This is a genomic window from Streptomyces sp. NPDC008238 (assembly GCF_042956445.1).
GTDB lineage: Bacteria > Actinomycetota > Actinomycetes > Streptomycetales > Streptomycetaceae > Actinacidiphila.
Map to the genome: position 1 here is coordinate 160,055 of NZ_JBIBGK010000003.1, position 25,002 is coordinate 185,056.

25 protein-coding genes are annotated in these 25,002 nt (G+C 73.1%); 13 read left to right on the plus strand and 12 right to left on the minus strand.

Features of this window, described 5'->3' with window-relative positions; translation table 11 throughout:
• Nucleotides 1-194: 194 nt before the first annotated feature.
• Nucleotides 195-848 (minus strand): bifunctional DNA primase/polymerase, encoded by a 654-nt coding sequence (locus ACFZAU_RS09590; RefSeq protein WP_500551704.1) that lies wholly within the window; start codon nucleotides 846-848, stop codon nucleotides 195-197.
• 588 nt (nucleotides 849-1,436) lie between these two features.
• Here ACFZAU_RS09590 and ACFZAU_RS09595 point away from each other — a divergent pair.
• On the plus strand, nucleotides 1,437-2,840 hold the full coding sequence (locus ACFZAU_RS09595) for a PP2C family protein-serine/threonine phosphatase (protein WP_500551705.1): 1,404 nt from the start codon (nucleotides 1,437-1,439) through the stop codon (nucleotides 2,838-2,840).
• 45 nt (nucleotides 2,841-2,885) lie between these two features.
• Entirely contained in the window at nucleotides 2,886-4,373 is a 1,488-nt protein-coding gene (locus tag ACFZAU_RS09600; protein WP_500551706.1) for an aminopeptidase P family protein, read from the plus strand.
• A gap of 81 nt (nucleotides 4,374-4,454) precedes the next feature.
• Here ACFZAU_RS09600 and ACFZAU_RS09605 read toward each other — a convergent pair whose 3' ends face one another.
• Nucleotides 4,455-4,901 (minus strand): ATP-binding protein, encoded by a 447-nt coding sequence (locus tag ACFZAU_RS09605; protein WP_018558220.1) that lies wholly within the window; start codon nucleotides 4,899-4,901, stop codon nucleotides 4,455-4,457.
• Nucleotides 4,902-5,113: 212 nt separating this feature from the next.
• Between ACFZAU_RS09605 and ACFZAU_RS09610 the strand changes: the two genes are divergently transcribed.
• The 9 genes from ACFZAU_RS09610 (at nucleotide 5,114) to ACFZAU_RS09650 (ending at nucleotide 14,673) form a co-directional block, all read left to right on the plus strand.
• Nucleotides 5,114-5,857, plus strand: a complete 744-nt coding sequence (locus ACFZAU_RS09610; RefSeq protein WP_500551707.1) for a hypothetical protein — start codon at nucleotides 5,114-5,116, stop codon at nucleotides 5,855-5,857.
• A gap of 96 nt (nucleotides 5,858-5,953) precedes the next feature.
• Nucleotides 5,954-6,715, plus strand: a complete 762-nt coding sequence (locus ACFZAU_RS09615) for a YcnI family copper-binding membrane protein (protein ID WP_500551708.1) — start codon at nucleotides 5,954-5,956, stop codon at nucleotides 6,713-6,715.
• 79 nt (nucleotides 6,716-6,794) lie between these two features.
• Nucleotides 6,795-7,460 (plus strand): SCO family protein, encoded by a 666-nt coding sequence (locus ACFZAU_RS09620; protein ID WP_499604740.1) that lies wholly within the window; start codon nucleotides 6,795-6,797, stop codon nucleotides 7,458-7,460.
• Complete coding sequence (locus tag ACFZAU_RS09625) at nucleotides 7,457-7,909, plus strand: copper chaperone PCu(A)C (protein WP_500551709.1); 453 nt, start codon at nucleotides 7,457-7,459, stop codon at nucleotides 7,907-7,909. Before ACFZAU_RS09620 ends, ACFZAU_RS09625 begins: the two co-directional genes overlap by 4 nt.
• Before the next feature lie 10 nt (nucleotides 7,910-7,919).
• Nucleotides 7,920-9,803: a copper resistance CopC/CopD family protein gene (locus ACFZAU_RS09630; protein ID WP_500551710.1), complete on the plus strand. Its 1,884-nt coding sequence runs from the start codon at nucleotides 7,920-7,922 to the stop codon at nucleotides 9,801-9,803.
• Entirely contained in the window at nucleotides 9,800-11,035 is a 1,236-nt protein-coding gene (efeB, locus tag ACFZAU_RS09635; protein WP_500551711.1) for an iron uptake transporter deferrochelatase/peroxidase subunit, read from the plus strand. The genes ACFZAU_RS09630 and efeB overlap by 4 nt, the downstream gene beginning before the upstream one ends.
• A gap of 34 nt (nucleotides 11,036-11,069) precedes the next feature.
• A complete protein-coding gene (pheA, locus tag ACFZAU_RS09640) occupies nucleotides 11,070-11,999 on the plus strand; it encodes a prephenate dehydratase (protein WP_500551712.1) in 930 nt (309 codons plus the stop codon).
• Between the two features lie 584 nt (nucleotides 12,000-12,583).
• Nucleotides 12,584-13,861 carry a serine--tRNA ligase gene (gene serS / locus ACFZAU_RS09645; protein ID WP_500551713.1) on the plus strand — a complete coding sequence of 426 codons (1,278 nt, stop codon included), beginning with the start codon at nucleotides 12,584-12,586 and terminating at the stop codon, nucleotides 13,859-13,861.
• A complete protein-coding gene (locus tag ACFZAU_RS09650) occupies nucleotides 13,858-14,673 on the plus strand; it encodes an HAD family hydrolase (protein ID WP_500551714.1) in 816 nt (271 codons plus the stop codon). The genes serS and ACFZAU_RS09650 overlap by 4 nt, the downstream gene beginning before the upstream one ends.
• Before the next feature lie 21 nt (nucleotides 14,674-14,694).
• On the opposite strand, the gene ACFZAU_RS09655 is transcribed toward ACFZAU_RS09650, so the two are convergent.
• From ACFZAU_RS09655 to ACFZAU_RS09690, 8 genes are all read right to left on the minus strand, one after another.
• Nucleotides 14,695-14,976, minus strand: coding sequence for a rhomboid-like protein (locus ACFZAU_RS09655; protein WP_500552072.1), 282 nt, complete (start codon nucleotides 14,974-14,976; stop codon nucleotides 14,695-14,697).
• 262 nt (nucleotides 14,977-15,238) lie between these two features.
• A complete protein-coding gene (locus ACFZAU_RS09660; RefSeq protein ID WP_500551715.1) occupies nucleotides 15,239-15,847 on the minus strand; it encodes a YceI family protein in 609 nt (202 codons plus the stop codon).
• Between the two features lie 26 nt (nucleotides 15,848-15,873).
• Nucleotides 15,874-16,131 (minus strand): hypothetical protein, encoded by a 258-nt coding sequence (locus ACFZAU_RS09665; protein ID WP_500551716.1) that lies wholly within the window; start codon nucleotides 16,129-16,131, stop codon nucleotides 15,874-15,876.
• Nucleotides 16,132-16,239: 108 nt separating this feature from the next.
• A complete protein-coding gene (locus ACFZAU_RS09670) occupies nucleotides 16,240-16,959 on the minus strand; it encodes an ABC transporter permease subunit (RefSeq protein ID WP_499604721.1) in 720 nt (239 codons plus the stop codon).
• A gap of 22 nt (nucleotides 16,960-16,981) precedes the next feature.
• Entirely contained in the window at nucleotides 16,982-17,899 is a 918-nt protein-coding gene (locus ACFZAU_RS09675) for an ABC transporter ATP-binding protein (RefSeq protein ID WP_500551717.1), read from the minus strand.
• On the minus strand, nucleotides 17,896-18,801 hold the full coding sequence (locus ACFZAU_RS09680) for an ABC-2 transporter permease (RefSeq protein ID WP_499604717.1): 906 nt from the start codon (nucleotides 18,799-18,801) through the stop codon (nucleotides 17,896-17,898). The genes ACFZAU_RS09675 and ACFZAU_RS09680 overlap by 4 nt, the downstream gene beginning before the upstream one ends.
• A complete protein-coding gene (locus tag ACFZAU_RS09685; RefSeq protein WP_326573488.1) occupies nucleotides 18,788-19,702 on the minus strand; it encodes an ABC transporter ATP-binding protein in 915 nt (304 codons plus the stop codon). Before ACFZAU_RS09685 ends, ACFZAU_RS09680 begins: the two co-directional genes overlap by 14 nt.
• Nucleotides 19,703-20,528: 826 nt before the next feature.
• A complete protein-coding gene (locus ACFZAU_RS09690; protein ID WP_500551718.1) occupies nucleotides 20,529-21,185 on the minus strand; it encodes a DUF6344 domain-containing protein in 657 nt (218 codons plus the stop codon).
• Between the two features lie 382 nt (nucleotides 21,186-21,567).
• On the opposite strand from ACFZAU_RS09690, the gene ACFZAU_RS09695 reads away from it, so the two are divergent.
• Nucleotides 21,568-22,458, plus strand: a complete 891-nt coding sequence (locus tag ACFZAU_RS09695) for an LLM class flavin-dependent oxidoreductase (protein WP_500551719.1) — start codon at nucleotides 21,568-21,570, stop codon at nucleotides 22,456-22,458.
• Here the strand turns inward: ACFZAU_RS09695 and ACFZAU_RS09700 are convergent.
• Nucleotides 22,451-22,867 (minus strand): DUF6083 domain-containing protein, encoded by a 417-nt coding sequence (locus ACFZAU_RS09700; RefSeq protein ID WP_500551720.1) that lies wholly within the window; start codon nucleotides 22,865-22,867, stop codon nucleotides 22,451-22,453. The two genes, ACFZAU_RS09695 and ACFZAU_RS09700, sit on opposite strands and share 8 nt — an antisense overlap.
• 109 nt (nucleotides 22,868-22,976) lie before the next feature.
• Between ACFZAU_RS09700 and ACFZAU_RS09705 the strand changes: the two genes are divergently transcribed.
• Complete coding sequence (locus ACFZAU_RS09705; RefSeq protein WP_500551721.1) at nucleotides 22,977-23,837, plus strand: HAD family hydrolase; 861 nt, start codon at nucleotides 22,977-22,979, stop codon at nucleotides 23,835-23,837.
• 15 nt (nucleotides 23,838-23,852) lie between these two features.
• Here ACFZAU_RS09705 and ACFZAU_RS09710 read toward each other — a convergent pair whose 3' ends face one another.
• Complete coding sequence (locus ACFZAU_RS09710; protein WP_500551722.1) at nucleotides 23,853-24,998, minus strand: GAF domain-containing sensor histidine kinase; 1,146 nt, start codon at nucleotides 24,996-24,998, stop codon at nucleotides 23,853-23,855.
• Nucleotides 24,999-25,002: the final 4 nt, after the last annotated feature.

The following is a 25,002-nucleotide window of genomic DNA, read 5'->3' on the forward strand; positions in this document are numbered from 1 at the left end:
GGGGGGGGGGGGGGGCCCCCGTCGTTTTGTGCCCCCAACCCACCAACAACACGCGGTGGGGGCCCCCGCGCCGGGGGGGGGGGGGGGGGCGGCGCCGCCCCCCCCCCCCCCCCCCGCTCCTACCCGAACGAGTGACGGCCGAGGGCGACTGCCGCCCTCACACGCCTCCCACGGGCCCCGCCGGGGAGCCGGCGTCAGTACGAGAGCCGGCTGCCGTCCGGTGCCGTACGCCCGGCCTGCACGAGGGTGTCGACGATCACCCGCACACTGGGCAGCCACGGCGCCCGGTCGCCCCGGTCCACCACCGGCGGCCTGACCCAGCGCGCCCCCGCGGTGCCGCCGGATCCGACCGGGGAGGGCGGCAGCAGGAGGTAGCCGCCCTGGCCGTGGTACCGCAGCGAGGTCGGCACCCACTCGTGCCGGACGAGCAACTCGCCCAGTTCCTCGAGGGAGTACGGCTCCACCAGGAGGGCGAAGCGCGTGGGGGTGGCCACGACCGGGCCGGTGCGCACCCCCAGCTTGTCGAAGACGCCCAGCGCCCGCGCCCCCGCGACGGCCGGCAGGCTCACCGCCGAGACCCGGTCGCCGGTGGCGAGCACGAGCGGCTGGTCCGGCCGCCGCGTCCACCACCAGCGGACCATCCGTGGATCGCAGGTCGCCGCGAGGAGGCCCGGGTCGTGCGGATGGGCGCCCGGCACCGGACAGTCGGGCCGCAGACAGGCGCATCCGCCGCGTGCGTCCGTACCGGCTCCGGGTACCACGGGCCAGTGCCACCGCTCGGCGCAGGTGAGCGCCGCACGCAGCAGCTCGGGACTGCTCTTGCGTCGCCTTCCGAGGATCTCGCGCATCTGCGCTCGTTCCTTTCCGTTAGCGCTCAGGGATCTGCCCATGACACAACGTAATCTGGAGCACACCGCTTACGAGTCAGCGCATCACGTCTCGAGCCGAGCGTGGAACATGGCGGGGGGTGGCGCACACTGGCGCTTGTTCGTCCTGCGGAGTGCTGGGAACTGCTGCGTGTGCTTGCGTGTGCTGCTGTGTGCGGTCCCGCCGGCTGTGCAAGAACCCCGCCATGGGGGAGGGTCGGCCGTCTCGGTCTATGACGCCCCGGCAGGGCGCCGGGTTCCTGAGGCCGCCAACTCCCATCCGGTACGTACCCACTGCGATGGATATGACGCGCTGTCGAACCCCTTCAGTCGACAACTAATTGTGGCACGCGGTGCCCTTTTTCGGCCATAGTCCTGCATCTCCGCGGACCCGCCGACACCAGCCCTTCCACCTGGGCAATCCTGGACACACCCACGAGTAGGCGGTAGAAGGGAAACCATTGATAGCGGCGCAGCACGAGCTTGGGGGTTTGCGATGCTATTGACGGAAATGCGCTGCTCTGCGGAGCCGTCGCCGCGGCACGACGAAGATCGTGAAAGCCGGCGGCCATGAGCGCCGCGCGCCTTCCGAAAGTGGCCGGAATCGACCCACCCATTCCGCCACCGGCGCACACTTCCTCCCCCGTGGTCGAACAGCAATCCCATCCGGAACCCCATCCGGACGATCCGGACGCACGTCCCGGGACGGCGGATCCGGTCGGCCGGCTCACCGCCACCCAGGACAGGCTGGCCTCCTGGGTCTCCGACCTGACCACCCTGCACGAACTCACCGAGCGGCTGGCCGGGACCGCGACCCTGCAGGACGCGCTGCGCGAACTGCTGCGCGCCGGCGGCGCCTTGGTCGGCGCCCGGCGCGGCCTGGCCGCCGTCTCCCCCGCCGACCGGCTGGGTCCGGCCACCGTCGTCGGCCTCGGCCTCGGCCCGGCCGAGCTCGGCGCGCTGGAGACCATTCCGCTGCCCGCGGCACCGGAGGCGGTGCCCGCGGAGGAGATCCACACCGACCTGTGCCGCGAGCCCGGGATCGACCCGCGCCACCGCGAGGTCGCCCTGCGGCTCGGTTTCGGCGCCAGCTACGCCCTGCGGCTGTCCGCGGAGTCCACCGGCCGGCTGGGCTCCGCCCTGTGGTTCTACGACGAGCCGGCCGAACCCACCGAGCGCCGGCGCCACCTCATCGGCCTGTACTGCCGCCACGCCGCAGAGCACCTGGCCCGGCTGCTGGAACTGGACCGCAGCCGCGCCACCGTCGCCACGCTCCGCCAGGAGCTGCTGCCGACCCGGCTGCCGCGGGTCCCCGGGGTCCGGCTGGCCGTGCGGCACCTCCCGGCCGCCGGCGGCGGGGGCGACTGGTACGACGCCCTCCCGCTGCCCGAGGGGGCGCTGGGGCTGTCGGTCGGCGGGGTGAGCGGCGGCGGCATGAGCGCGGTCGCCGCGATGGGCCGGATGCGGGCCTCGCTGCGGGCGTACGCGGTGATGGAGGGCGAGGACCCGGTCGCCGTCCTGTCCGACCTGGAGCTGCTGCTGCGGCTGACCGAGCCCGCCAGGTCGGCCACGGCCCTGTTCGCGTACGCCGAGCCGGCCTCCCGGAAGGTCGTGGTCGCCGGGGCGGGGCACTGCCCGCCGCTGGTCGTGGGCGGGCACCGGGTCGAGTACGTGGAGACCTCGCTGTCCGCGCCGCTGGGCATGCTCAGCTGCTGGGAGGCGCCCAGCGTCGAGTTCCGGCCGCTGGCCGGGGAGACCGTGCTGCTCTACACCGACGGCCTGCTGCACCGCACCGGCGATCCCGTCGACCGCGCCTCCGCCCGCCTGCACGCGGCCGCGGCGTCCGCCCCGCGGACCGCCCGGGACGACCCGGCGCAGCTGGTGGAGCACGTCCTGCACGCCATGCTCCCCGGCGACCGGGAGGACGCCCACCCGACCGAGGACGTCGTCCTGCTCGCCGCCCGCTTCGACTGAGCCCGGGCGGGGACCGCCGCCGGCCGTCTTCCGCGCCCACTTACGATGGGGTGGTCTACAGCGAGGAGGCACGACGTGGTCGAGGACCGCGCTCCGGAGACCCCGGAAGGCGACGAGCCCATCAAGCAGCGGAAGAACGGCCTGTATCCGGCCGTCTCCGACGAGCTCACCGAGGTGATGAAGTCCGGCTGGGCGGACACCGAACTGCACGACCTGCAGCCGGTCGAGCAGGCACCGTACGCGGCCAAGCGGCGTGCCGCGCTGTCCGCGCGGTTCCCCGGCGAGCGGCTGGTGGTCCCGGCCGGCAACCTGCGCACCCGCGCCAACGACACGGACTACCCGTTCCGTGCCGCCAGCGAGTACGTGCACCTCACGGGCGACCAGACCCAGGACGCCGTCCTGGTCCTGGAGCCCAACGGTGACGGATCTCACGACGCCACCGCATACCTGCTCCCCCGCTCCTCCCGGGAGAACGGCGAGTTCTGGCTGGACGGCCAGGGCGAGCTGTGGACCGGCCGCCGCCACAGCCTGGCCGAGGCCGAGGTCGTGCTGGGCCTGCCGTGCGCCGACGTCCGCAAGGTCGCCGACGTGCTCCGCGAGGCCACCGGCCCGGTCCGGGTCGTCCGCGGCTACGACGCCGGCGTCGAGGCCGCGCTGACCGACAAGGTCACCGCGGAGCGCGACGCCGAGCTGAAGGAGTTCCTGTCCGAGCTGCGGCTGGTCAAGGACGAGTGGGAGATCGGCGAGCTGCAGAAGGCCTGCGACTCCACCGCGCGGGGCTTCGAGGACGTCGTCCGGGTGCTGGACAAGGCCGAGGCGACCTCCGAGCGCTACATCGAGGGAACGTTCTTCCTGCGCGCCCGCGTCGAGGGCAACGACGTCGGCTACGGCTCCATCTGCGCGGCGGGCCCGCACGCCTGCACCCTGCACTGGGTCCGCAACGACGGCCCGGTCCGCTCCGGCGACCTGCTGCTGCTCGACGCCGGCGTGGAGACCCACACCCTCTACACCGCCGACGTCACGCGCACGCTGCCCGTCAACGGCACGTACAGCGACGTCCAGCGGAAGGTCTACGACGCCGTGTACGAGGCCCAGGAGGCCGGCATCGCCGCCGTCCGCCCCGGCGCGGCCTACCGCGACTTCCACGACGCCGCCCAGCGGGTGCTCACCGAGAAGCTCGTCGAGTGGGGCCTGGTCGAGGGCCCGGTCGAGCGCGTCCTCGAGCTCGGCCTGCAGCGCCGCTGGACCCTCCACGGCACCGGCCACATGCTGGGCCTGGACGTCCACGACTGCGCCGCCGCCCGCACGGAGACCTACGTCGACGGCACGCTGGAGCCGGGCGTGGTCCTCACCGTCGAGCCGGGCCTGTACTTCCAGGCCGACGACCTGACCGTGCCGGAGGAGTACCGGGGCGTCGGCGTCCGCATCGAGGACGACATCCTCGTCACCGAGGACGGCAACCGGAACCTCAGCGGCGGCCTGCCGCGCCGCTCCGACGAGGTCGAGCGCTGGATGGCGGAGCTCAAGGGCTGACCCCCCGCCACCCGGACGGACGGCCGGGGCCGCACGGACCTCCGTGGGCCCCGGCCTCCGTGCGTCAGGGGACCGCGTGCGTCAGGAGACCTTGAGCAGCGAGTCGTCCCGCCACTTGAGGATCTTGTCGAAACTGACCACCGCCCCGTGCCCGGGACGGTTGTGGAAGTGGACGTGGTCCACGAGCGCCTCGATCAGGAAGAGCCCGCGCCCGTGCTCGGCGTGCTGGTCCTTCTTCGCCAGCGGGCGTACGGAGTGGTGCGTGCGGCGCAGGTCCGGGGCGAAACCCGGGCCGGAGTCCGCCACCTCGATGCGGCAGCGGTCGCCCTCGATGCGGGCCGTGACCCGGTACTCGCCGTGGGCGGCGTGCTCAACGGCGTTGGCACAGGCCTCGGTGAGGGCGACGGACAGGTCGTAGGAGATGTCCGGGTCCACCCCGGCCGTCTCCATCGTCCCCAGCAGGAGCCGGCGGGCGAGCGGAACGCTCGCAGCCTCGCGCCGCAAGTGGAGGGACCACCAGATGCTCATGCTCAGCCTCCTGGCTGCGGCTCGACATACCGATACGTATTGCCCCGAAACACGGTCGGTAAGCGTGGCGTTGACGTGATGCCAGCCATACGGCGGATGCCATCGGTCCGTAGGCGGGTGTAGGAACGGCACCGGACGCCATAGCACAGACCGGCGTGTTCCGGGCCCCGCCGTTCGCAGGAGGGGCACTCGGTGAGAGGATGACGCCCGTCATGTCTTCCCCCGTGCGCGCCGGCGCCGATCTGCGACTGCTGCGGGCCGCGGTGTTCACCGCGGTCTGCGTCGTGTTGTCCGCGGGCGCGCACATGCTGGCGTCGGGGCACGGGGTGCCCGGCTGGACGCTGGCGGCGGGCTGGCTCGCCGTCTTCGCGTTCGTCGCCCCGCTCGCCGGGCGGGAGCGCTCGATGCCCGCCATCTCGACGGGTCTCGCGGGCGGACAGCTCGTCCTGCACGTGCTGTTCAACGTGGGCGGGATCTGCGGTGGCGGCGGCGTGGCCGCGATCGCCGGGCGGTTGCTCTGCGACGAGCGGGCGGCGGCGCTGCCCGCCCACGCGCACGCCGTCACCGGGACGGGCCACATGGCGGACATGCCCGGGATGACGGGAATGCCCGGGATGTCCCCCGCGGTCACCGAGAGCACGATGCTCTCCTACAGCCTTCCCATGCTGCTCGCGCACGTGGTCGCCGCGGTGACCGCCGGCTGGCTGCTGCGCCGCGGCGAGGCCGCGCTGTGGCGGCTGCTCGCGCTGTCGGCCCGCGGGCTGTCCGAGCTGTCCGGCGCCGCCCTGCGCCACGCCGTCGCGCTGGTGCGCCTGCTGCTGTCCGGGAACCCGGCGGCGCCCTGCGCCGTCCCCGGCGCGGGCCGCGCCGACGGCCCCGACCGCGCACCGCGCACGGTGCTGCTGCGGCACAGCCTGGCCCGGCGGGGGCCGCCGGCGTACGCCCCCGCGGCCTGAACGCGATCCGCTCAACCGACGTATGAGGGCGGAATCGCGCGCGCCGCACGCGTGCCATCCGACACCTTCCCTCCGTCACCGTGGAGTCTCCGCATCATGAACACCGTCATGCGCCGCGCCACCGCCCTCGCCGCCGTCACCGGGGCGGCCGTGCTCGCCACCGCCGTCCCCGCCTTCGCGCACGTGAGCGTCCAGCCCGGCAACGCCGCCAAGGGCGGCTACAGCACGGTCGCGTTCAAGGTCCCCAACGAGGACGACAAGGCTGCGACGATCAAGGTCGAGGTCAACCTGCCGATCGACCACCCCATCGCCTCCGTCTCCACCCAGCCGGTGCCCGGCTGGACGGTGAAGATCACCAAGAGCAAGCTCCCGACCCCGCTGAAGACCGGGCACGGTGACATCACCGAGGCCGTCACGAAGATCACCTGGAGCGGCGGCGAGATCAAGCCCGGCGAGTTCCAGCAGTTCCCGGTCTCCCTGGGCCCGCTGCCCGAGGACACCGACCAGCTGGTCTTCAAGGCCCTCCAGACGTACGACGACAAGCAGGTCGTGCGCTGGATCGAGGAGCAGCAGAAGGGCGAGGAGGAGCCGGAGCACCCGGCTCCCGTGCTGACCCTCGCCGACGCGGCGGACGACGGCCACCACGACGCCTCCACCGCGGACGACAAGAAGGACGACGCCAAGGCCGAGCCCGTCTCGGCGAACGGCGACGCCGCCACGGAGAAGGCCGCCTCCGCCGACGCCAGTGACACCACCGCACGCGCGCTGGGCATCGTCGGCATCGTCGTGGGCGTGGCCGGTGTCGCCTTCGGTGTGCTGGCCGGCCGTCGCCGCGGCACGGGCACGCCGTCCGCCTGACGCACCATCGCCGGGGCGGCCGCGCCGCGCACGCACCGCGGCCGCCCCGGCGCCGCAACGAATTCCTGGGGAACCCCTGATGCGTACCACCCTCAGGGCGGCAGCCTCGGCCGCCGCCGTCGCCGCACTCGCCCTGACCCTCGCCGCCTGCGGCGGCCCGGACGGCGGGGCCGACGCCTCCGGCGCCGAGCCGGCCGTCTCCATCGACGCGACGCCCAAGGCGGCCACCGTCCTCGACACGCCGTTCGAGAAGCCGGACATGATCCTCAAGGACACGCACGGCGCGAGGTACGACTTCGTCGAGCGGACCAAGGGCCGGCCGACCCTGCTCTTCTTCGGCTACACGCACTGCCCGGACGTCTGCCCGACGACGATGAGCGACATCGCCATCGCCAAGTCGAAGCTGCCGAAGGCGGAGCAGGACAAGCTCGTCGTGGTCTTCGTGACGACCGACCCCGAGCGGGACACACCGCAGCGACTCGGCGAGTGGCTGGGCGCGCAGGACAAGGCGTTCGTCGGCCTCACCGGTGACTTCGCCACCATCCAGGCGGGCGCGCGCACGCTCGGCGTGGACGTGGAGAAGCCGGTGAAGGAGAAGGACGGCAGCATCACCGTGACGCACGGCGCCCAGGTGATCGCGTACTCGCCGAAGGACGACAAGGCGCACGCGCTGTACATGTCGGGCACCACGTCCGAGGAGTTCGGCGCCGACCTGCCGAAGATCATCGCTGGACGGACGCCGTGACCCGCCGCTCCCTGCGGCGCGTCACGGCGGCGGCCGCCCTGGTGCTGCTCGGCGCCACGGCCTGCTCCGGAGCGCCGGACGGCCCCGAACTGGAGGTGAGCGGCGCCTACATCCCCCAGCCCGCGCTGGCGGACATGGCGGCCGGGTACTTCACCGTCACCAACAGCGGGGACCGGGACGCCCGGCTGACCTCCGTCACCAGCGACCTGTCCGGCGACATCACCCTGCACAGCACCGACGACAACCGGATGCGCCGGGTGACCTCCCTCACCGTGCCCGCGGGCGGGCGGCTCACGCTCGCGCTCGGCGGCAACCACCTGATGCTGACGGACCTCGAGCACAAGCCCGTGGCCGGCGAGCGGATAGCGCTGCGGCTGCACTTCGACGACGCCGGAACCATCGACGTACGCGTCCCGGTCGAGCCCGCGGGCTACCGTCCGGGGGACTGAGGAGAGCGCCATGAGGGTGATGACGAAGTCCGTGCTGCGCCTGCTGGCCCTGCCGCTCGCGGTGCTGGGCCTGCTGCTCGGCACCGCCGTGCCGGCGTCCGCGCACGCCGCGCTGATCGGCTCCGACCCGGCCCAGGGGTCGGTGGTGAAGACCGCGCCGGCGCAGGTGCGGCTGACCTTCTCCGAGGGCGTGCTGCTGTCCAGGGACGCCATCCGCGTCCTCGGCCCGGACGGCAGACGCGCCGAGACCGGTGACGCGAACGACGGCGGCCGGGGGAACACCACCGCGGCCGTCGCCCTGCGCCCGGGACTCGGCGACGGCACGTACACCGTCGCCTGGAAGGCCGTCTCGGCCGACAGCCACCCGGTGGCGGGCGCCTTCACCTTCTCCATCGGCGCGCCCTCGAAGACCTCGGTCGCGCTGCCCACCGAGGAGGTGGGCGGCGGTGTCGTCGGCACCCTGTACGACATCGCCCGCTACGCCGCCTACCTCGGCTTCGCGCTGCTGGTCGGCGCCGCCTTCTTCATCGGCGTGTGCTGGCCGGACGGCGCCCGCACCCGCTCGATGCGGCGGCTGGTGGCCACCGGCTGGGCGGCGATGGTCGCCGCGACAATACTGCTGCTGATGCTGCGCGCCCCCTACGCGAACGGCGGCGGCCTCGGCGACGCCTTCGACCTCGGCGGCGTACGCGACGTCCTGGACACCCGGCCCGGCGCGGCGCTCCTGTCCCGGCTGCTGCTGCTCGCCGCGGGCGCGGTGTTCATCGCCGTCCTCTTCGGCAGCTGGGCCAAGCGCGAGGACCCGGTCGAACGCCAGGACCTGGCCTGGGGGCTGGCGATCGGCGGCACGGTCGTATCGGTCGGCCTCGCCGCGACGTGGGCCATGGCCGAGCACGCCTCGGTCGGCATCCAGGCGTCGGTGGCGATGCCCGTCGACATCGTGCACCTGCTGGCCATGGCCGTCTGGCTCGGCGGCCTCACCGCGCTGCTGGTCGCCCTGTGGAGCGGGCAGCGCGTGGAGCGGGCCACGGTGCAGCGCTTCTCGAAGATCGCCTTCGGGGCCGTGGTGACCCTGGTCGTCACCGGCGTCTACCAGTCCTGGCGTCAGCTCGGCTCCTGGGACGCGCTGGTGTCCACCGGCTACGGGCAGCTGCTGCTGGTCAAGGTCGGCCTGGTCATCGTGCTGGTGGAGCTGGCCTGGCTGTCCCGCCGCTGGACGGGGCGGCTCGGCGAGGCGGCCGTCGTACGCGGCCGGACCGCCGTCGCCCAGCCGGTCGCGGTGGGACGGGGGGGCGCGGGCGGCGGCGGTGACGCCTCCGAGCGCGCCGGGCAGCTGGCCCGGCAGGAGGCGGCGCTCGCCAAGGAGCGCGCCCGCAAGGAGCGCGACGCCGACGCCGAGCGCACGGGCCTGCGCAAGTCGGTGCTGGCGGAGGTGGCCGTCGCGATCGTGGTGCTGGCCGTCACGACGCTGCTGACCGGCACCCAGCCGGGCAGGGCCGCCGAGGAGGGCGCCGCCCAGCAGGCGACGGCGCCGGTGTCCGAGGTGCCCGAGCCGCTGGACGTGAGGATCCCCTTCGACACCGGCGGCCGCGACGGCAAGGGCGAGGCGGAGGTGACCCTGGACCCGGGCGGCATCGCCGAGAACGAGCTCCACCTGCTGGTCACCGCCCCCGACGGCCGCGCCTTCGACGTCCCCGAGGTGCAGGTCTCCTTCACGCTGAAGGCCAAGAAGATCGGGCCCATCCCGGTGACGCTCGGGAAGATCGACACCGGTCACTGGAGCGCCGAGAACGTCCAGATCCCCGTCCCCGGGGAGTGGACGGTCTCCGTCACCGTCCGGACCTCGGACATCGACCAGGTCACCCGCACCAAGGTAGTGAAGATCGGCTCATGAACGACCGTCCCCAGGACCTCTCGCGGCGCCGTCTGCTCGGCGCCGCGGGCGCGGCGGGCGCCGCCGGACTGCTCGTGGGCGGCGCCTCGGGCGCCGTCACCGCGCACGCGACCCGCGACGAGGCCACCGCGCTGACCTCGGTCGGCGCGACGGCCGTCCCCTTCCACAGCACCCATCAGGCGGGCATCACCACCCCGCTGCAGGCCCGCGGCCACCTGGCCGCCTTCGACCTGGCCGCGGGGGCGGGCCGCAAGGGCGCCGCGGCCCTGCTGCGCCGCTGGTCGGCGGCGGCCGAGGCGATGACGGAGGGCCGGGCGCCCGCGGGCGACAACCAGGTCGCCCTGGACGCCGGGCCGTCCTCGCTCACCGTCACCTTCGGCTTCGGCCGCGGCTTCTTCGCCAGGACGGGGCTGGGCGGACGGATACCGGAGGCACTCGCCCCGCTGCCGGACTTCGCCTCCGACGCGCTCGACCGGGGGCGCAGCGAGGGCGACCTGTGGATCCAGATCGGCGCGGACGACGCCCTGGTCGCCTTCCACGCGCTGCGCGTGCTGCAGAAGGAGGCCGCGGGCACGGCCTCCCTGCGCTGGCAGATGAACGGCTTCAACCGCACCCCGGGCACGACGGCCGAGCCGCGTACCGCCCGCAACCTGATGGGCCAGGTCGACGGCTCCAACAACCCCCGGCCCACCGACCCCGACTTCGACGCGCGCGTCTTCGTCCCCGCCGGCGGCTCGCCGCAGTGGATGGCGAACGGCTCCTACGCGGTCGTCCGGCGCATCCGCATGCTGCTGGACACCTGGGACAACCTCCCCCTGGAGCGTCAGGAGAAGGTGATCGGGCGCCGCAAGTCCGACGGCGCCCCGCTGTCCGGCGGCACCGAGTCGAGCAAGCCCGACCTCGACAGGATCGGCCCGGACGGCCGTGCGTTCGCGATCGCCGCCGACGCGCACGTCCGCGTCGCCGCCCCGGCCTCCAACGGCGGCGCGGCGATGCTGCGGCGCGGCTACTCGTACCACGACGGCTACCGCGAGGACGGCGCGCCGGACGCCGGGCTGCTCTTCGTGGCCTGGCAGGCCGATCCGCTCAAGGGGTTCGTGCCGGTGCAGCGCAAGCTCGACCGGGGCGACGGCCTGTCGCGCTTCCTGCGCCACGAGGCGAGCGGGCTCTTCGCGGTCCCGGGCGGGGCGGCACCGGGCGAGTACGTCGGCCAGCGGCTGCTGGAGTCCTGAGGAAGGGCGCCGCGTCAGGGCCTAGGCTGCTGGCATGTCGCCGGCGAGCCGTTACACCTACCTCGGCCCTGAGGGCACGTTCACCGAGGCCGCGCTCCGGACGCTGCCGGAGGCCGCCACCCGCGAGCTGGTGCCGATGGTCTCGGTGCAGGCCGCGCTCGACGCGGTGCGCTGCGGGGAGGCCGCGGCCGCCCTGGTCCCCATCGAGAACTCGATGGAGGGCGGCATCACCGCGACCCTGGACGAACTGGCGGCGGGCTCCCCGCTGATGATCTACCGCGAGGTGCTGCTCCCCATCGCGTTCGCGCTGCTGGCGCGCCCGGGCACGGGGCTCGGGGACGTCAAGACCGTGACCGGTCACCCGGCGGCCCAGGTGCAGGTCCGCAACTGGCTGTCGGCGCACCTGCCCGACGCCGCGTGGGAGTCGGCCGCGTCGAACGCCGACGGCGCCCGGCTGGTGGCGGAGGGCCGCCACGACGCGGCGTTCGCGGGCGAGTTCGCGGCGCCGACGTACGGGCTGGAGCCGCTGGCCACCGAGATCCACGACGCGGCGAACGCCGAGACGCGCTTCGTCCTGGTCGGCCGTCCGGCCCGGCCGGTCGCGCCGACCGGCGCCGACAAGACCTCCGCGGTGTTCTGGCTGGGCGACGACCACCCCGGTGCGCTGCTGGAACTGCTGCAGGAGTACGCGGTGCGCGGGGTGAACCTGATCCGCATCGAGTCGCGGCCGACGGGTGAGGGGATCGGCCGGTACTGCTTCTCGGTGGACTGCGAGGGGCACATCACCGAGCGCAGGGTCGGCGAGGCGCTGATGGGCCTGAAGCGGATCTGCCCGCAGGTGCGGTTCCTGGGCTCGTACCCGCGCGCGGACGAGGTGCCGCCGCAGCAGCGCAAGGGGACGACCGACGAGGAGTTCACGGCCGCGGCGGACTGGCTGGGCCGCGCCCTGGACGGGCGGGTCTGAGCGGTTCGCGCACCGCTTCACGGGGCCTCCGGTGAACAACCGGTGGCCCCTTCGGTTGTCCACCGCGTTATCCACAGGCCATTGCCGAGGGCTGGGGATAAGTCGACAGAACAAGTCGCCCAAGGAACCGCCAGATCGACAAATCGGCACACTCGCACCAAGTGGGCCCGCAGGCCCACAGGTCATCATTCGTCATCCCAATACCTTCGAACAACTCGATAGAGGGAAGAGTTCTCACTCGAAAGGGAGTGTTAGGAGGGTTTGGAGCGGGAATCCATGCCCCGGCACCCACCCCACGGAATGATCAAGTCCATCTTCCACAGCCCATCCACACGGGCTGTGGACAAGCGAGGGGGGAACCCCTCCCCCTGTGGATAACTCTCCGCTCCGGACCTGCCCCAACTGCCGTTGTCCACAGGGCACATGCCCTCCCCGGAGGGACGCGAAGAATTCGGTTGACGGTAACCGACCCGCCATTATCGGCGGCGCGGCATTTCCCGCACCCTCCTTTCGAAGCGGACATAACACCTCATAAAGCACTTAACTTGTCGCGTCGGCACCCGGCGCACCGGTAGCCTGTTCCCGTGATTGACCTTCGCCTGCTTCGTGAGGACCCCGACCGTGTGCGCGCGTCCCAGCGCGCCCGTGGAGAGGACGTCGCGCTCGTCGACGCCCTCCTCTCCGCCGACGAGCGGCGCAGGTCGTCCAGTACCCGCTTCGACGAGCTGCGCGCGGAGCAGAGGGCGATGGGCAAGCTCATCGGCAAGGCGCAGGGCGACGAGAAGGCCGGGCTGCTCAAGAGGGCCGGCGAGCTCTCCGCCGCCGTCAAGGCCGCGGACGCCGAGCAGCACGAGGCGGCCGAGGAGGCGCAGCGCCTGCTGCTGCAGCTCGGCAACATCGTCCACCCCGACGCCCCCGTCGGCGGCGAGGAGGACTTCGTCGTCAAGGAGGTCGTCGGCAGCCCGCGCGACTTCGCCGCCGAGGGCTTCGAGCCCCGGGACCACATCGACCTCGGCGAGCTGCTCGGCGCCATCGACGTCGACCGCGGCGCCAAGGTCTCCGGCTCGCGCTTCTACTACCTGACCGGCGTCGGCGCCCTGCTGGAGCTGGCCCTGGTCAACGCGGCCATCGCGCAGGCCACCGCGGCCGGCTTCACCCCGATGCTGACCCCGACGTTGGTCAAGCCGGAGGCCATGGCCGGCACCGGCTACCTCGGCCAGGTCGAGGACGACGTGTACTACCTGGAGAAGGACGGCCTCTACCTGGTCGGCACCTCCGAGGTCCCGCTCGCCGCGTACCACATGGACGAGATCATCGAGGCGTCGAAGCTGCCGCTGCGCTACGCGGGCTTCTCGCCCTGCTACCGGCGCGAGGCGGGCTCGTACGGCAAGGACACCCGCGGCATCATCCGCGTCCACCAGTTCGACAAGGTGGAGATGTTCGTCTTCACCCGCCCCGAGGACGCCGAGGCCGAGCACGCGCGGCTGGTCGAGTGGGAGAAGCAGTGGCTGACCTCGCTCGAGCTGCCCTTCCGGGTGATCGAGCTGGCCTCCGGCGACCTCGGCTCCTCGGCCGCGCGCAAGTTCGACTGCGAGGCGTGGATCCCCACCCAGGGCAAGTACCGCGAGCTGACCTCGACCTCGAACACCACCGAGTTCCAGGCCCGCCGGCTCTCGGTGCGCCTGCGGGACGAGAACGGCACCCGCCCGCTGGCCACCCTCAACGGCACGCTGTGCGCCATCCCGCGCACCATCGTCGCCATCCTGGAGAACCACCAGCAGGCCGACGGCTCGGTCCGCGTCCCCGAGGCGCTGCGCCCGTACCTGGGCGGCCGTGAGGTGCTGGAGCCGGTCGCCAAGTGACCCCTCCGCTCCCCTACCGCCTCGTCGCGACGGATCTCGACGGCACGCTGCTCGGCCCCGACCACACCGTCTCCGAACGCTCCCGCAAGGCGCTCGCCGCGGCCACCGCGGCGGGTGCCGGCCACATCGTCGTCACCGGGCGCCCGGTGGCCCGTACGGTGCACGTCCTGGACGACCTCGGCTACGAGGGCCTGGCCGTCTGCATGCAGGGCGCGCAGGTCTACCACGCGGGCGAGCGGCGGCTGCTGACCTCGGTCACCCTGGACCGGCAGACCGCCCGGGCGGCGCTGGCCGCGATCGAGGCGGAGACCGGCCGGCTGGCCGTGGCGGCGGCGCTCGACGGCGTGGACGGCGACATCGTGCTCGGCCCCGGCTACCGGCTGTTCGACTCCGAGCTGCCGGTGGGCGGCACGGTGGACGAGGTCGAGGGGCTGTGGGCGTCGCCCGTCAGCAAGCTCTACATCCAGCGCCCGGGGATGGGGGACGACGAGCTCGCGCAGGCCGCGACCACGGCCGCCGGCGGCCTGGTCAGCGCCGTCATGTCCGGTGAGGGCATCGTGGAGCTGCTGCCGCTGGGCCTGTCCAAGGCCCGGGGGCTGTCGCTTGCCGCGCGCCGGCTGGGCGTGACGGCCGCGCAGACCATCGCCTTCGGCGACATGCCCAACGACCTGCCGATGTTCGAGTGGGCGGCGCACGGCGTCGCGATGGGCAACGCCCACCCGCTGCTGAAGGCGGCCGCCGACGAGGTCACGGCCTCCAACGGCGAGGACGGGATCGCACTGGTCCTGGAGCGGCTCTTCCCCGGGGCGTGAGCCCGCGACAGGCGAGGCCGGTCAGCAGGGCGATGACGTGCCCGAGGTCGGTGTACGTACGACCCTGGGCCACCAGGGGTAGCCGAGGAAGCCCGGCGCCGCGAGCAGGCAGGGCAACCGCCAGGGCGGTCTACGCGGTGGGTGAGCACGCCGGACGCTCGCCCCGACGTGGGCCAGGGCGGCGACGCCGAGCCGGCGGCGGGTACCCAGCCGGCGTTCGGCGGGGGCGTGGACAGCCTCGAAGCAGAGCACGTACAGCCCGAAGGCCGCCGGGGACTCGGTCCACAGCGCGCTGCCGAGCAGCGCGCACCGGCCGGGAGCCCGGCTCCGCCAGGTTGGTGCTGTCCGGCGGGGCGGCCGCCATGACGCAGCTGGTCACGGCGAGGACCAGCAGCCAGAGGTGGTCCCGGGGGTGGAGCGCACCCAGGCGCCCACGCCGGGGAGGACGACCCGGGCCGCCGCGCCGCGTGGTGCGGAGCGGCGGCGCCCGGTGCCGGCGGTGCCGGCCGTCTCGTCCGCTGCCCTCCCCTCCGTCGTGCGGCAGGGGACGGCGTGTTCAGCGGGTTCAGGCCGCCTTGATCGCGGAGATGTCGAAGGTCAGCTTGACCTTGTCGCTGATCAGGACGCCGCCGCCCTCGAGGGCCGCGTTGTAGGTCAGGCCCCAGTCGCCGCGGTTGACGGTCGTGGCACCCTCGAAGCCGACACGGAGGTTGCCGTACGGGTCGGTGGCGGAGCCGTTGTAGGTGAAGTCGATGGAGACCGGCTTGGTGGTGTCCTTGATCGTGAGGTCACCGTGCATGCGGTAGGTCTCGTCGTCGACCTGCTCGGCGGAGGTGCTGCGGAAGCTGATCTCCGGGTAGGTGGCGGCGTCGAAGAAGTCGCCGGTGCGCAGGTGCTCGTCGCGCTGGGCCTGGTTGGTGTCGATGCTGACGACCTTGATGGTGACCTCGGCGGAGGAGTTGGCGGGCTTGCCGCCGTCCAGCCGCAGCTTGCCCTCGTACTCCGCGAACTGGCCGCGCACGGTCGTGACCATCGCGTGGCGCACGGCGAAGCCGACCTCGCTGTGGGTCGGGTCGATGGTGTACTCACCGGTCAGGTGCGCCAGGTCGGCGGACGCCGCGGTGGTGACGGCAGCGGTCTCGGCGGCGTCGCTCTTACGGTTGAAGAGGCCCATGATGAACTCCTTGGGGACGTGTTGGTTTACGATTCAACCTCATGCACCGTAACCGCATTCCCTTGAATTTTCAATGAGTCCTGTGACGTAGCCCACTTCCGAGGGACGGGGACGAAGCGCCGGGGACCCCTGTCGAGGGACCACAGGCGGCGGAGCCCGGCGACGGAGAGCGCGGCGAGCGCGTCGATGTGGTGGGCCAGCTCCGGGCTGAACAGCGCGATGAGCAGGCCGAGGGCGGCCAGGAACACGCCCACGGCGAAGAGCAGCGGAGTCTCGGACATCACGCCGCAAATCTGACAATCCGATGTGCGAACGTCGGGGGAGCAGGGCCGCCCGGGCGGCAGAAGACCACCCGGGCGGCTTACGAGGCAACGGGGCCTAGGCCGGAACGATCACTCCTCGCCGGCCAGCGTCAGCGACCGCATCCGCTGCCCCGCGAACGCCGTCGCGGCGAGGGTGACACCGACCAGCAGCACCACCGCGAGCGGCAGGCCCACGTCGGAGGTCACCATGCCCTCGCCGGCGATCCTCTGGGCGAGCGCCAGGGCCCACTGCTGCACGCTCAGCGTGCGCGCCCCCGGCACCAGGCTGCCGATCAGCGACTCCCAGATCAGCGCGTAGACCAGGCCGAACACCACGGCCTGCCGGGTCACCACGCCCAGCAGCAGGAAGATCGCCGCGTACGTGACGGAGGCGACCGCCGCCGCGACGGTGAACGCGACCGCGATGCCCTGGCTGTTGCCGTTGAGGATGAACCCGGCGATCAGCGTCGGCACGGCCGAGAAGACCGCCGACACCGCGATGGCGACCAGCAGTTTCGTGACGATGATCGTCGGCCGCCGCACCGGCTTGGCCAGCAGGTAGATGATCGAGCCGTCGTCGATCTCCGGGCCGATGGCGCCGGTGCCGGCGATCACGCCGACCAGCGGCACCATCGTCGCCAGCGCGAAGCCGCCGAGCACCGAACTCGCGATGGAGTCGTCGGCGCCGACCAGCACCCGCACCGCCACGGAGATCAGGATCAGCAGCGCGGGAAGGGCGAACAGGACCAGGGCCCGGCGGCGGCCCAGCAGCCCCCGGTAGGTCAGCCTGGCCACGGTGGGATTGAACATCGGAACTCCTTGCAGCCGTTGCCTACGCCGTGACCAGGTAGGAGAAGACGCTCTCCAGGGACTCGTCGGACGGCGAGACCGTGTAGAGCCGGATGCCCCGCTCCCGCGCGACGCGCGGCAGCAGCTCGGTGAAGCCGGCGAAGTCGATCGCCTGGACGCGCAGCGCCCGCTCCTTCCAGTCCAGTTCGATGGCGGCCGTCGAGCCGTCCGCGATCAGCGCGGCGGCGAGCGCCCGGTCGTCGCTGGAGCGCACCAGGTAGCGGTGCGGCCGGTCCGTCATGAGCCGGCGGATCTTGCGGAAGTCGCCCGAGGCGGCGTGCCGGCCGGCGACGACCACCTCGATGTGGCTCGCCAGCTGCTCGACCTCCTCCAGGATGTGCGAGGAGAACAGCACCGTGCGGCCCTCGGCCCCCATCCGCCGCAGCAGCTCCATCAGGTGCAGCCGCTGCCGGGGGTCCATGCCGTTGAACGGCTCGTCCAGCAGCAGCACCGACGGCTCGTGCACCAGCGCGGAGGCCATCTTGGCGCGCTGCCGCATGCCCTTGCTGTACGTGGAGACCGGTCGGTCCTGCGCGAACTCCATCTCGACCGTGGCCAGGGCGCGCTGCGCCGCCGCCCCCGCGTCCGGCAGGCCGTGCAGCTCGGCGTTGGCGACCACGAACTCGCGGGCCGTCAGGAAGTCGTACATCGCCTCGCGCTCGGGGACGATGCCGATGTGCCGGTACACCTGCTCGTTGCGCCAGACCGTGGCGCCGTCGAGGGTGACGGTGCCGGCCGAGGGGGCCAGGAAGCCGCCCATCATGTTGATCAGGGTGGACTTGCCCGCGCCGTTGGGGCCGAGCAGGCCGGTGACGCCGGGGCCGATCGTCATCGTCACGTCGTTGACGGCGACGACGTTGCCGAACCAGCGGGACACGTGGTCGATGGACAGGGTGGTCACGACAGTACGGCCTTTCGGTAGCGGCGCATCAGCAGGCCGAAGGAGCCGGCGATCACGGCGAGGAGGACGAGGAGGTAGACCGTGCCGACGACCGCGTCCTTCGGACCCGCGCCCTCGGGGAAGCTGGAGGTCGCGCCCAGCCACCAGGTCTGCGCGCCGTCGATCAGCGTGATCGGCGAGAACAGGCCCAGCCAGCCGATCACGTCGGCGTTGCCGTTGATCGAGGCCACGCCCTGCACGCTGGTCACCGCACCGTACGAGAGCGTGAACACCGCGATGACCGCGGCGACGCCGAAGCCCCGGCGCGGCGTCAGCGCCGCGATCACCAGGCCGATGCCCGAGAACAGCAGCGACAGCAGCAGGGCGGCCAGCATCGCCTTGGCGAAGCCCGCGCTCTGGTCGCCCACGTCGAACTTGGCCAGCAGCGCCCCGACGTACATGATCAGCAGCGGCGTCGCGGTGAGGATGAACAGCGCGGTGGTCAGCGCCGCGAACTTCGACGCGACGTAGTCGACCGCCTCGATCGGGCGGGAGAAGTACAGCGGCGTCGTCTTGAACCGCAGGTCCAGCGAGACGGACTGCGGGGCCTGCGCCGCCAGGTAGAGGCCGATGACCGCCTGCATGATGATCGCGTACTGGGTGTACTCGATCGGCAGCTTGGTCGCCTTGGTGCCGATCGCCACCGCGACCATGATCCCGGCCGGCACGCACATCACGGCCAGCAGGATCATCGGCAGCACCTTGGACTTCGCCGAGCGGCCGAGCCCGTACGCGCTGCGCAGGCTCTGGACGTACAGCGACGTGCGCGCGTAGCCCCGGCCCAGCCGCGGGCCGTCGTAGTGCCGGTAGCCGATGTCGTGGATGACGTCGGCGGCGGGCGGCCTGCCCTCAAGCTGCGTCATGCTCGTCCCCTCCCCGGAAGATCTCGGCGATGCGGTGCCGGTGCTGCTCCATGCGCACCAGGCCCGTGCCGAGCTCCGCGACCGCGTCGCGGACCGCGTCGTACGTCTCGTCCCCGTCGATGTCGACCATGATCAGCCGGCCGTCCGCGTGCGCGTTGAGCCCGGCGGCGGTCAGCTTCTCCACCAGTTCGTCCTCGTGCTCGGTGACCTCGACGGTGAGCGAGGCGGTCGCCTGCGTGAAGTCGCTGGTCGAGGAGGAGCGCAGGAGGGAGCCGCCGTCGATGACGACGATGTGGTCGCTGGTGCGCTCCAGTTCACCCAGCAGGTGGGAGGTGACCAGCACGGAGATGCCGAACTCGGTGTGGACGCGCCGGATCAGCTCGAGCATGTCGTCGCGGCCGACGGGGTCCAGCCCGTTCGTCGGCTCGTCGAGCAGCACCAGCCGTGGGTCGTGGACCAGTGCCTGGGCCAGCTTCACCCGCTGCTTCATGCCCGTGGAGTACCCGCCCATGGGGCGGTACCGCTCCTCGTACAGGCCGACGTGGCGGAGCGTGTCCGCGGTGCGCTCACGCGCGGCGGCCGGCGGCAGCCCCGAGATACGGGCCATGTGGACGACGAACTCCGTCGCCGACACGTCCGGGGGCAGGCAGTCGTGCTCCGGCATGTAGCCCACATGGGCGCGGATCGCCGCGCCCTCTGTCGCCACATCCATGCCCAGGACGGCGGCCCGGCCTTCCGTGGCCGGCGCCAACCCGAGGAGGATCTTGATCAGGGTCGACTTGCCGGCTCCGTTGGCACCGACCAACCCGGTCACGCCGGGTGCGATGTCGACGGTGAGCCGGTCCAGAGCGGTCACCCTCGGGTACCGCTTCGTCAGGCTTTCGGTAGCGATCACAGTCACGCCACGAACCTAGTGGCGCGGGCCACACCCCGTCGTCAGTCTGGGGGGCGGTTGTGCGTAGTCCTTGCGGTTGACCTTCCCGTAGGGGAGGCGGTGCGGTGCGTCCGTCTTGCCGGGGTTCCTCCTGCGGGTCGCACGGTTCAGCCGTGCCGGGGCGTCGTCCGGGAGCACGGTCGGCTCCACCGGTCGACCCCGACGGGCCGGACCCCGCGGGGGTGCCGCGTGGCGCTGCGCCGGGTCGTGGGGTGTGCGTGCGGGTGCGGGTGGGGATACGGGTGCGGGCGTGCGGATGCACGTGTGCGGGGCCCGCTTGGGGGGTTCGTGGGTGTGCGGTGTTGGGCTGTGCGGTGTTCGGCGTTGCGGTGTTCGGCTGTGCGGTGCTCGGGCGGGGGCGCGCCTGCTCCGCCGTACGCGCGGATGCGGCGGTGTCGGCCGCCGTCGTGCGCGGGCGGGCCGGCGACCGGAGGGTACGTGGCCCACGGGTGGGGCCGGTTCGAGCCGGCGGTGACCGGCACGGCCTCGGGGGTGCGGGTCGTCTCCGGCATCGTCGTCCTCGTCCTCGCGGTCGTGCTCGGGTTCCTGCTCGGGGTCGTGCTCTGCGCCGTGCTCCGGCCCGGGCCCTCGTGCACGCCCGTCGTCCGGGGGGTCCGGACGGTTCCGCTGGAGCGGGTGCCGTGTCCGGCGCCGTGGTGGTGCCGGTGCGCTGCGCCTCGGGGGTTCCGCTCGTCGCGGTCCTCCGCGGCCTGCGGGGTCGGGGCGGCTTGACGTTCCGTCAACGGGGGCCGTGCGGCACGCCGTACGGGCTGGTCACGCGCGTCCGCGGCGGTCATGCGCAGAGCGCCCACTCGCGGCGGGGGGTACGGGCCGGGGCGGCGGTCGCGTCGCTCAGCACAGGGTCGAGACCCGCGTCGCCGATCGGACGGGTGCGCACACGGGTCACGGGCGAGGCGCCGTGGGCCTCAGCGCGGATGCGCTGCTTCATCGTCGGTGGCAGGGACATTCCACCGGAACCGGTCGCGGCGGCGAGGCAGGGCGCGGACTCGAACGGAACGGACGGCTCGGCCACGGCGGGCTCGTCGCGGTACGGCCTGAGGGACGACCCGCTGGACGAGCCGCGCGAGGGCGCGAGGGACGACCGGCGGGACGAACTGCGCGTGGGTGTGAGCGACGACCGGCGGGACGAACTGCGCGACGACGGGACCTCGGGTGTGCGGCCGCCCGGTTCGGCACGGAGTCCCGGTCCCGACGCGGCGGCTCCCACGGGCACCGGTTGTGGTGCCGGTTCCGTACGCGGAGCCGGCGCCCAGTGGCGCACCGCCTCGGCGGTCGGGAGGAACCGGGTGCCGGGGACGGTCTCCGGTCGCGGCGCGGCCGGAGCCGTGCTACGCGAGACCGGGACGGCGAACCCGAAGTACGCGACCATCTTGAGCAGGAGCGTCACGAAGACGTCCCAGAACGTCCTGACGCGGTTGTTGGCAGCCATGACCTCTCACTTCCTTCGGTGAGTCGGGAGCGACTAATCCGATGATGCGGAAGTGAGCACGAAATCCTCGGTGCCGCACCCCGAGGGTGCCGATATTCCGATCAACACCACCCGGGTGGCCCAGCCGTGCCCCGGCCGGCCCCTCCGGCGCCGGTCTTCCGGCCCGCGCCGCCCCGAGTTGCGGCCCTCCCCCTCCTGGGGTACCAGCCCTGTGAACCGGCCGGGGCGCCCTGCGGGGCGCTCCCAGGTTCCCGCGGTGTGCGGGGCCACCGGCCGGACGGGCACGGCTCGCCGAACGGTTTCCACCGGACGGCGGCTGCCGTCCCGATCATCGGACCGCACCGGGCCGGGCGGCGCGGGGCCACCCCGTAGGGTGGGGAACATGCGCCTGAGCACTGTGATTCTGCCGATCTACCGCTGGCACGAGCAGGGGCGGAAGGTCTGGCACCGGGCCGAGGAGCTCGGCTTCCACACCGCCTACACCTACGACCACCTGTCGTGGCGGAGCTTCCGGGACCTCCCGTGGTTCGGGGCGGTGCCGACGCTGACGGCGGCGGCCGCGACGACGGAGCGGATCCGGCTGGGCACGCTCGTGACCTCGCCGAACTTCCGGCACCCGGTGACGCTCGCCAAGGAGCTGATCACCCTCGACGACGTCAGCGACGGACGGCTGACGCTCGGCATCGGCGCCGGCGGGGTGGGCTTCGACGCGACGGCACTGGGCCAGGTGGCGTGGTCGCCGCGCGAACGGGCCGACCGCTTCGGCGAGTTCGTCGACGTACTGGACCGGCTGCTGACGGAGCCGGTGGTGAGCTACGAGGGCGAGTTCTACTCGGCGCACGAGGTGCGGAACATCCCCGGCTGCCTGCAGCGGCCGCGGCTGCCCTTCGCGGTGGCGGCGACGGGCCCGCGCGGGCTGCGGCTGGCGGCACGCTACGGCCAGGCCTGGGTGACCTACGGCGACCCGAAGGGCCCGGCGGACGTGCCGGTGGACAAGTGCCACGAGGTCGTCTCGCGCCAGTACGACCAACTGGAGATCGCCTGCGCCGAGATCGACCGCGACCCGGGCGAGCTCGACCGCGTCCTGCTGACCGGCTCGACGGCCGAGCGCCCGCTGGAGTCGCTCGACGCGTTCGTCGACTTCGCGGGCCGCTACGCGGAGGCCGGCATCACGGAGATCGTGCTCCACTGGCCGGTGCCGGACTCCGTCTACGCGGCGGACGAGAAGGTCTTCGAGCGCATCGCGACCGAGGCGCCGGCCCAGCTCAGTTGAGCCGGCGGCGGGCGTTGCGCCGCCACTGGACGAGCAGCGCGGGCGACGCCACGGGCGGCGGGCCCGCCGGGCAGACGTCGACGTGGCTGATCCGGCAGGTGTCGGAAGGCACGCTGGCACGCAGGTTGACCGCCGTGCCGTCGCCCGCGACGCGCCAGCGGCGGCCGGCCGGGACGGCGGCCGGCGGCCACTCACCGGGCTCCACCAGGATCCAGTGACCGCCCGCGGTGCGGTGGCGGTAGGCGGCGCAGGCGCACCGGCCGCAGGTCGTGGGGGTGCCGGCCGACGGGTCGGCGACGGGTATCGCGGTGCGCGCGGCCAGGCGGATGCCGTCCACGACGGTCGGCAGAGCGTCGGCCAGGAGCACCGGTTCCCGGTCGGGCCGTTCTTCACAACGCACAAGGGCCATGGCGAGATCGTGGCACCCGGCACTGACAACCGGCTGCGCAGAGTGTGGCGGTGCTCGCACTCCGCACCCGCCTGCTGTCATATGCAGGCACATGGGGGACCATGGGTCGGTGACCTCAGCCACCCAGCATCCCCGGACCCCGGACGCCACCCTCGCGGCCCCCGCGCCGCGGCTGATCGCCACCGACCTGGACGGCACGCTGCTGCGCGACGACAAGACCGTCTCGGCCCGGACGATCGCCGCGCTGGCGGACGCGGAGGCCGCGGGCATCGAGGTCTTCTTCGTCACCGGGCGTCCCGCGCGGTGGATGGACGTCGTCGCCGCGCACACCGCCGGCCACGGCATGGCGATCTGCGCCAACGGCGCCGCCGTCTACGACCTGCACCGCGGCAGGCGGCTGCTGGCGGCCTACCCCCTCGACCCGCGGGACGCCCTCGCGGTCGTCGCGGCCCTGCGCACCGCCGTCCCCGGCACGACCTTCGCCGTCGAGCTGACCGGCGGTTTCGCGTACGAGCCGGAGTACCCGCCGTACGCGCCCGCCCCCGACGCGGTGGTCGCCCCCGTGGAGGAGCTGCTGGACACCGCGCGGCAGGGCCAGCCCGTGCTGAAGCTGCTGGCCAAGCACCCCTCCATCGACCCGGACGTCTTCCTGCGCACCGCACGGGCGGTGGCCGGGGAGCACGCCGAGATCACCCGGTCCAGCGCCTCGGCGCTGCTGGAGATCAGCGGCACGGGCGTCAGCAAGGCGACGACGCTCGCGCGCTGCTGCGCGGACCTCGGCATCTCCGCCGAGGAGGTGGTGGCCTTCGGGGACATGCCCAACGACCTCGCCATGCTGTCGTGGGCGGGCACCTCCTACGCCGTCGCCAACGCCCACCCCGACGTGCTGGCCGCCACGACGCACCGCACCGGGGCGAACGAGGAGGACGGCGTGGCCCGCGTCATCGAGCGGATCCTCGCCGCCCGCTGACGCCGGCCGTACGGCTCACAACGGCGCCTCCCAGGCCAGCGTGGTGCCCTTGCCGTCCGGCCCCGGCCCGAAGGTGGACTCGCCGCCCAGCGACTCCGCGCGGCGGGCGAGGTTGCGCAGGCCGCTGCGTCGCCCGGTCTCGGGGATGCCGACGCCGTCGTCGGAGACGATGAGCCGCACCCCCTCGCGGCCGTCGGCGAGGACGGCGGTGGCGTCGAGCACCACCTCCACCCAGGTGGCGTCGGCGTGCCGCTGCACGTTGGACAGCGCCTCGCGCAGCGCCGCCACGAGGTTGCGGGCGCTGAGCGCGCCGACCCGGTGGTCGACGGGACCGACGAAGCGGACGGAGGGCGGGAAGCCCAGGCCGCGGGCGGCGGAGCCGGTCTCGCGGAGCACCTGGGCGCGCAGTCCCGACGGTGCGTCGTCCCGCGGCTCCTGCTGCAGCGCGAAGATCGCCGTCCGTACCTCCTGGATGGTGGCGTCCAGCTCCTCGACCGCGTGCGCGATGCCCTCCTCGGCGTCGGGCGGCAGCGCCTTGCGCCGGGCCCCCTGGAGCATCAGGCCCGTCGCGAAGAGCCGCTGGATGACCAGGTCGTGCAGGTCGCGGGCGATCCGGTCACGCTCCTCGTAGACGGCCAGCCGGTTGCGGTCGCGCTGGGCGTCGGCGATCAGCAGGGCCAGCGCCGCCTGCGCGGCGAACTGGGTGGCCACGAAGCGCTCGTCCTCGGTGAAGCCCGGCGCGCCGTGGGTCCTGGGCAGCGCGAGCGCGCCCATCACGTGGCCGCTGCTCTGCAGCGGCAGCATCATGCAGGCGCCGAAGCGGGGGGCGATCGCCGAGGCCATCCGTTCGTCGGTCGACGCGTCCTCCACGAACACCGGCTCGCCCGCCATCAGCGGCACCACGGGCGGGCTGTTCGCCTCGAGCACCGTGCCGACCAGGCCCGCGGGCTGTTCGGCCGAGACCGCGACCACCTCGAGGCCGCCCTCGACGGTCGGCAGCAGAAGCAGCCCCGCGTCGGCCCCCACGAGCGCGCGGGCCTGCTCGGCGACGACGTCGAGCGCGTCGTCGCCCGGTTGCTCGTCGCCCGGTTGTTCGTCGGCCAGCAGCGCGGTGGTGACCGAGCCGACGGCGTCCAGCAGTCTGGCCAGTGGTTCTGCCATACGG

Coding starts and splice junctions, on each gene's coding strand:
- ACFZAU_RS09590 (WP_500551704.1), bottom strand. CDS start 848: ATGCGCGAGATCCTCGGAAGGCGACGCAAGAGCAGTCCCGAGCTGCTG.
- ACFZAU_RS09595 (WP_500551705.1), top strand. CDS start 1,437: ATGAGCGCCGCGCGCCTTCCGAAAGTGGCCGGAATCGACCCACCCATT.
- ACFZAU_RS09600 (WP_500551706.1), top strand. CDS start 2,886: ATGGGGTGGTCTACAGCGAGGAGGCACGACGTGGTCGAGGACCGCGCT.
- ACFZAU_RS09605 (WP_018558220.1), bottom strand. CDS start 4,901: ATGAGCATCTGGTGGTCCCTCCACTTGCGGCGCGAGGCTGCGAGCGTT.
- ACFZAU_RS09610 (WP_500551707.1), top strand. CDS start 5,114: ATGTCTTCCCCCGTGCGCGCCGGCGCCGATCTGCGACTGCTGCGGGCC.
- ACFZAU_RS09615 (WP_500551708.1), top strand. CDS start 5,954: ATGAACACCGTCATGCGCCGCGCCACCGCCCTCGCCGCCGTCACCGGG.
- ACFZAU_RS09620 (WP_499604740.1), top strand. CDS start 6,795: ATGCGTACCACCCTCAGGGCGGCAGCCTCGGCCGCCGCCGTCGCCGCA.
- ACFZAU_RS09630 (WP_500551710.1), top strand. CDS start 7,920: ATGAGGGTGATGACGAAGTCCGTGCTGCGCCTGCTGGCCCTGCCGCTC.
- efeB (WP_500551711.1), top strand. CDS start 9,800: ATGAACGACCGTCCCCAGGACCTCTCGCGGCGCCGTCTGCTCGGCGCC.
- pheA (WP_500551712.1), top strand. CDS start 11,070: ATGTCGCCGGCGAGCCGTTACACCTACCTCGGCCCTGAGGGCACGTTC.
- ACFZAU_RS09660 (WP_500551715.1), bottom strand. CDS start 15,847: ATGGGCCTCTTCAACCGTAAGAGCGACGCCGCCGAGACCGCTGCCGTC.
- ACFZAU_RS09670 (WP_499604721.1), bottom strand. CDS start 16,959: ATGTTCAATCCCACCGTGGCCAGGCTGACCTACCGGGGGCTGCTGGGC.
- ACFZAU_RS09680 (WP_499604717.1), bottom strand. CDS start 18,801: ATGACGCAGCTTGAGGGCAGGCCGCCCGCCGCCGACGTCATCCACGAC.
- ACFZAU_RS09690 (WP_500551718.1), bottom strand. CDS start 21,185: ATGGCTGCCAACAACCGCGTCAGGACGTTCTGGGACGTCTTCGTGACG.
- ACFZAU_RS09695 (WP_500551719.1), top strand. CDS start 21,568: ATGCGCCTGAGCACTGTGATTCTGCCGATCTACCGCTGGCACGAGCAG.
- ACFZAU_RS09700 (WP_500551720.1), bottom strand. CDS start 22,867: ATGGCCCTTGTGCGTTGTGAAGAACGGCCCGACCGGGAACCGGTGCTC.
- ACFZAU_RS09710 (WP_500551722.1), bottom strand. CDS start 24,998: ATGGCAGAACCACTGGCCAGACTGCTGGACGCCGTCGGCTCGGTCACC.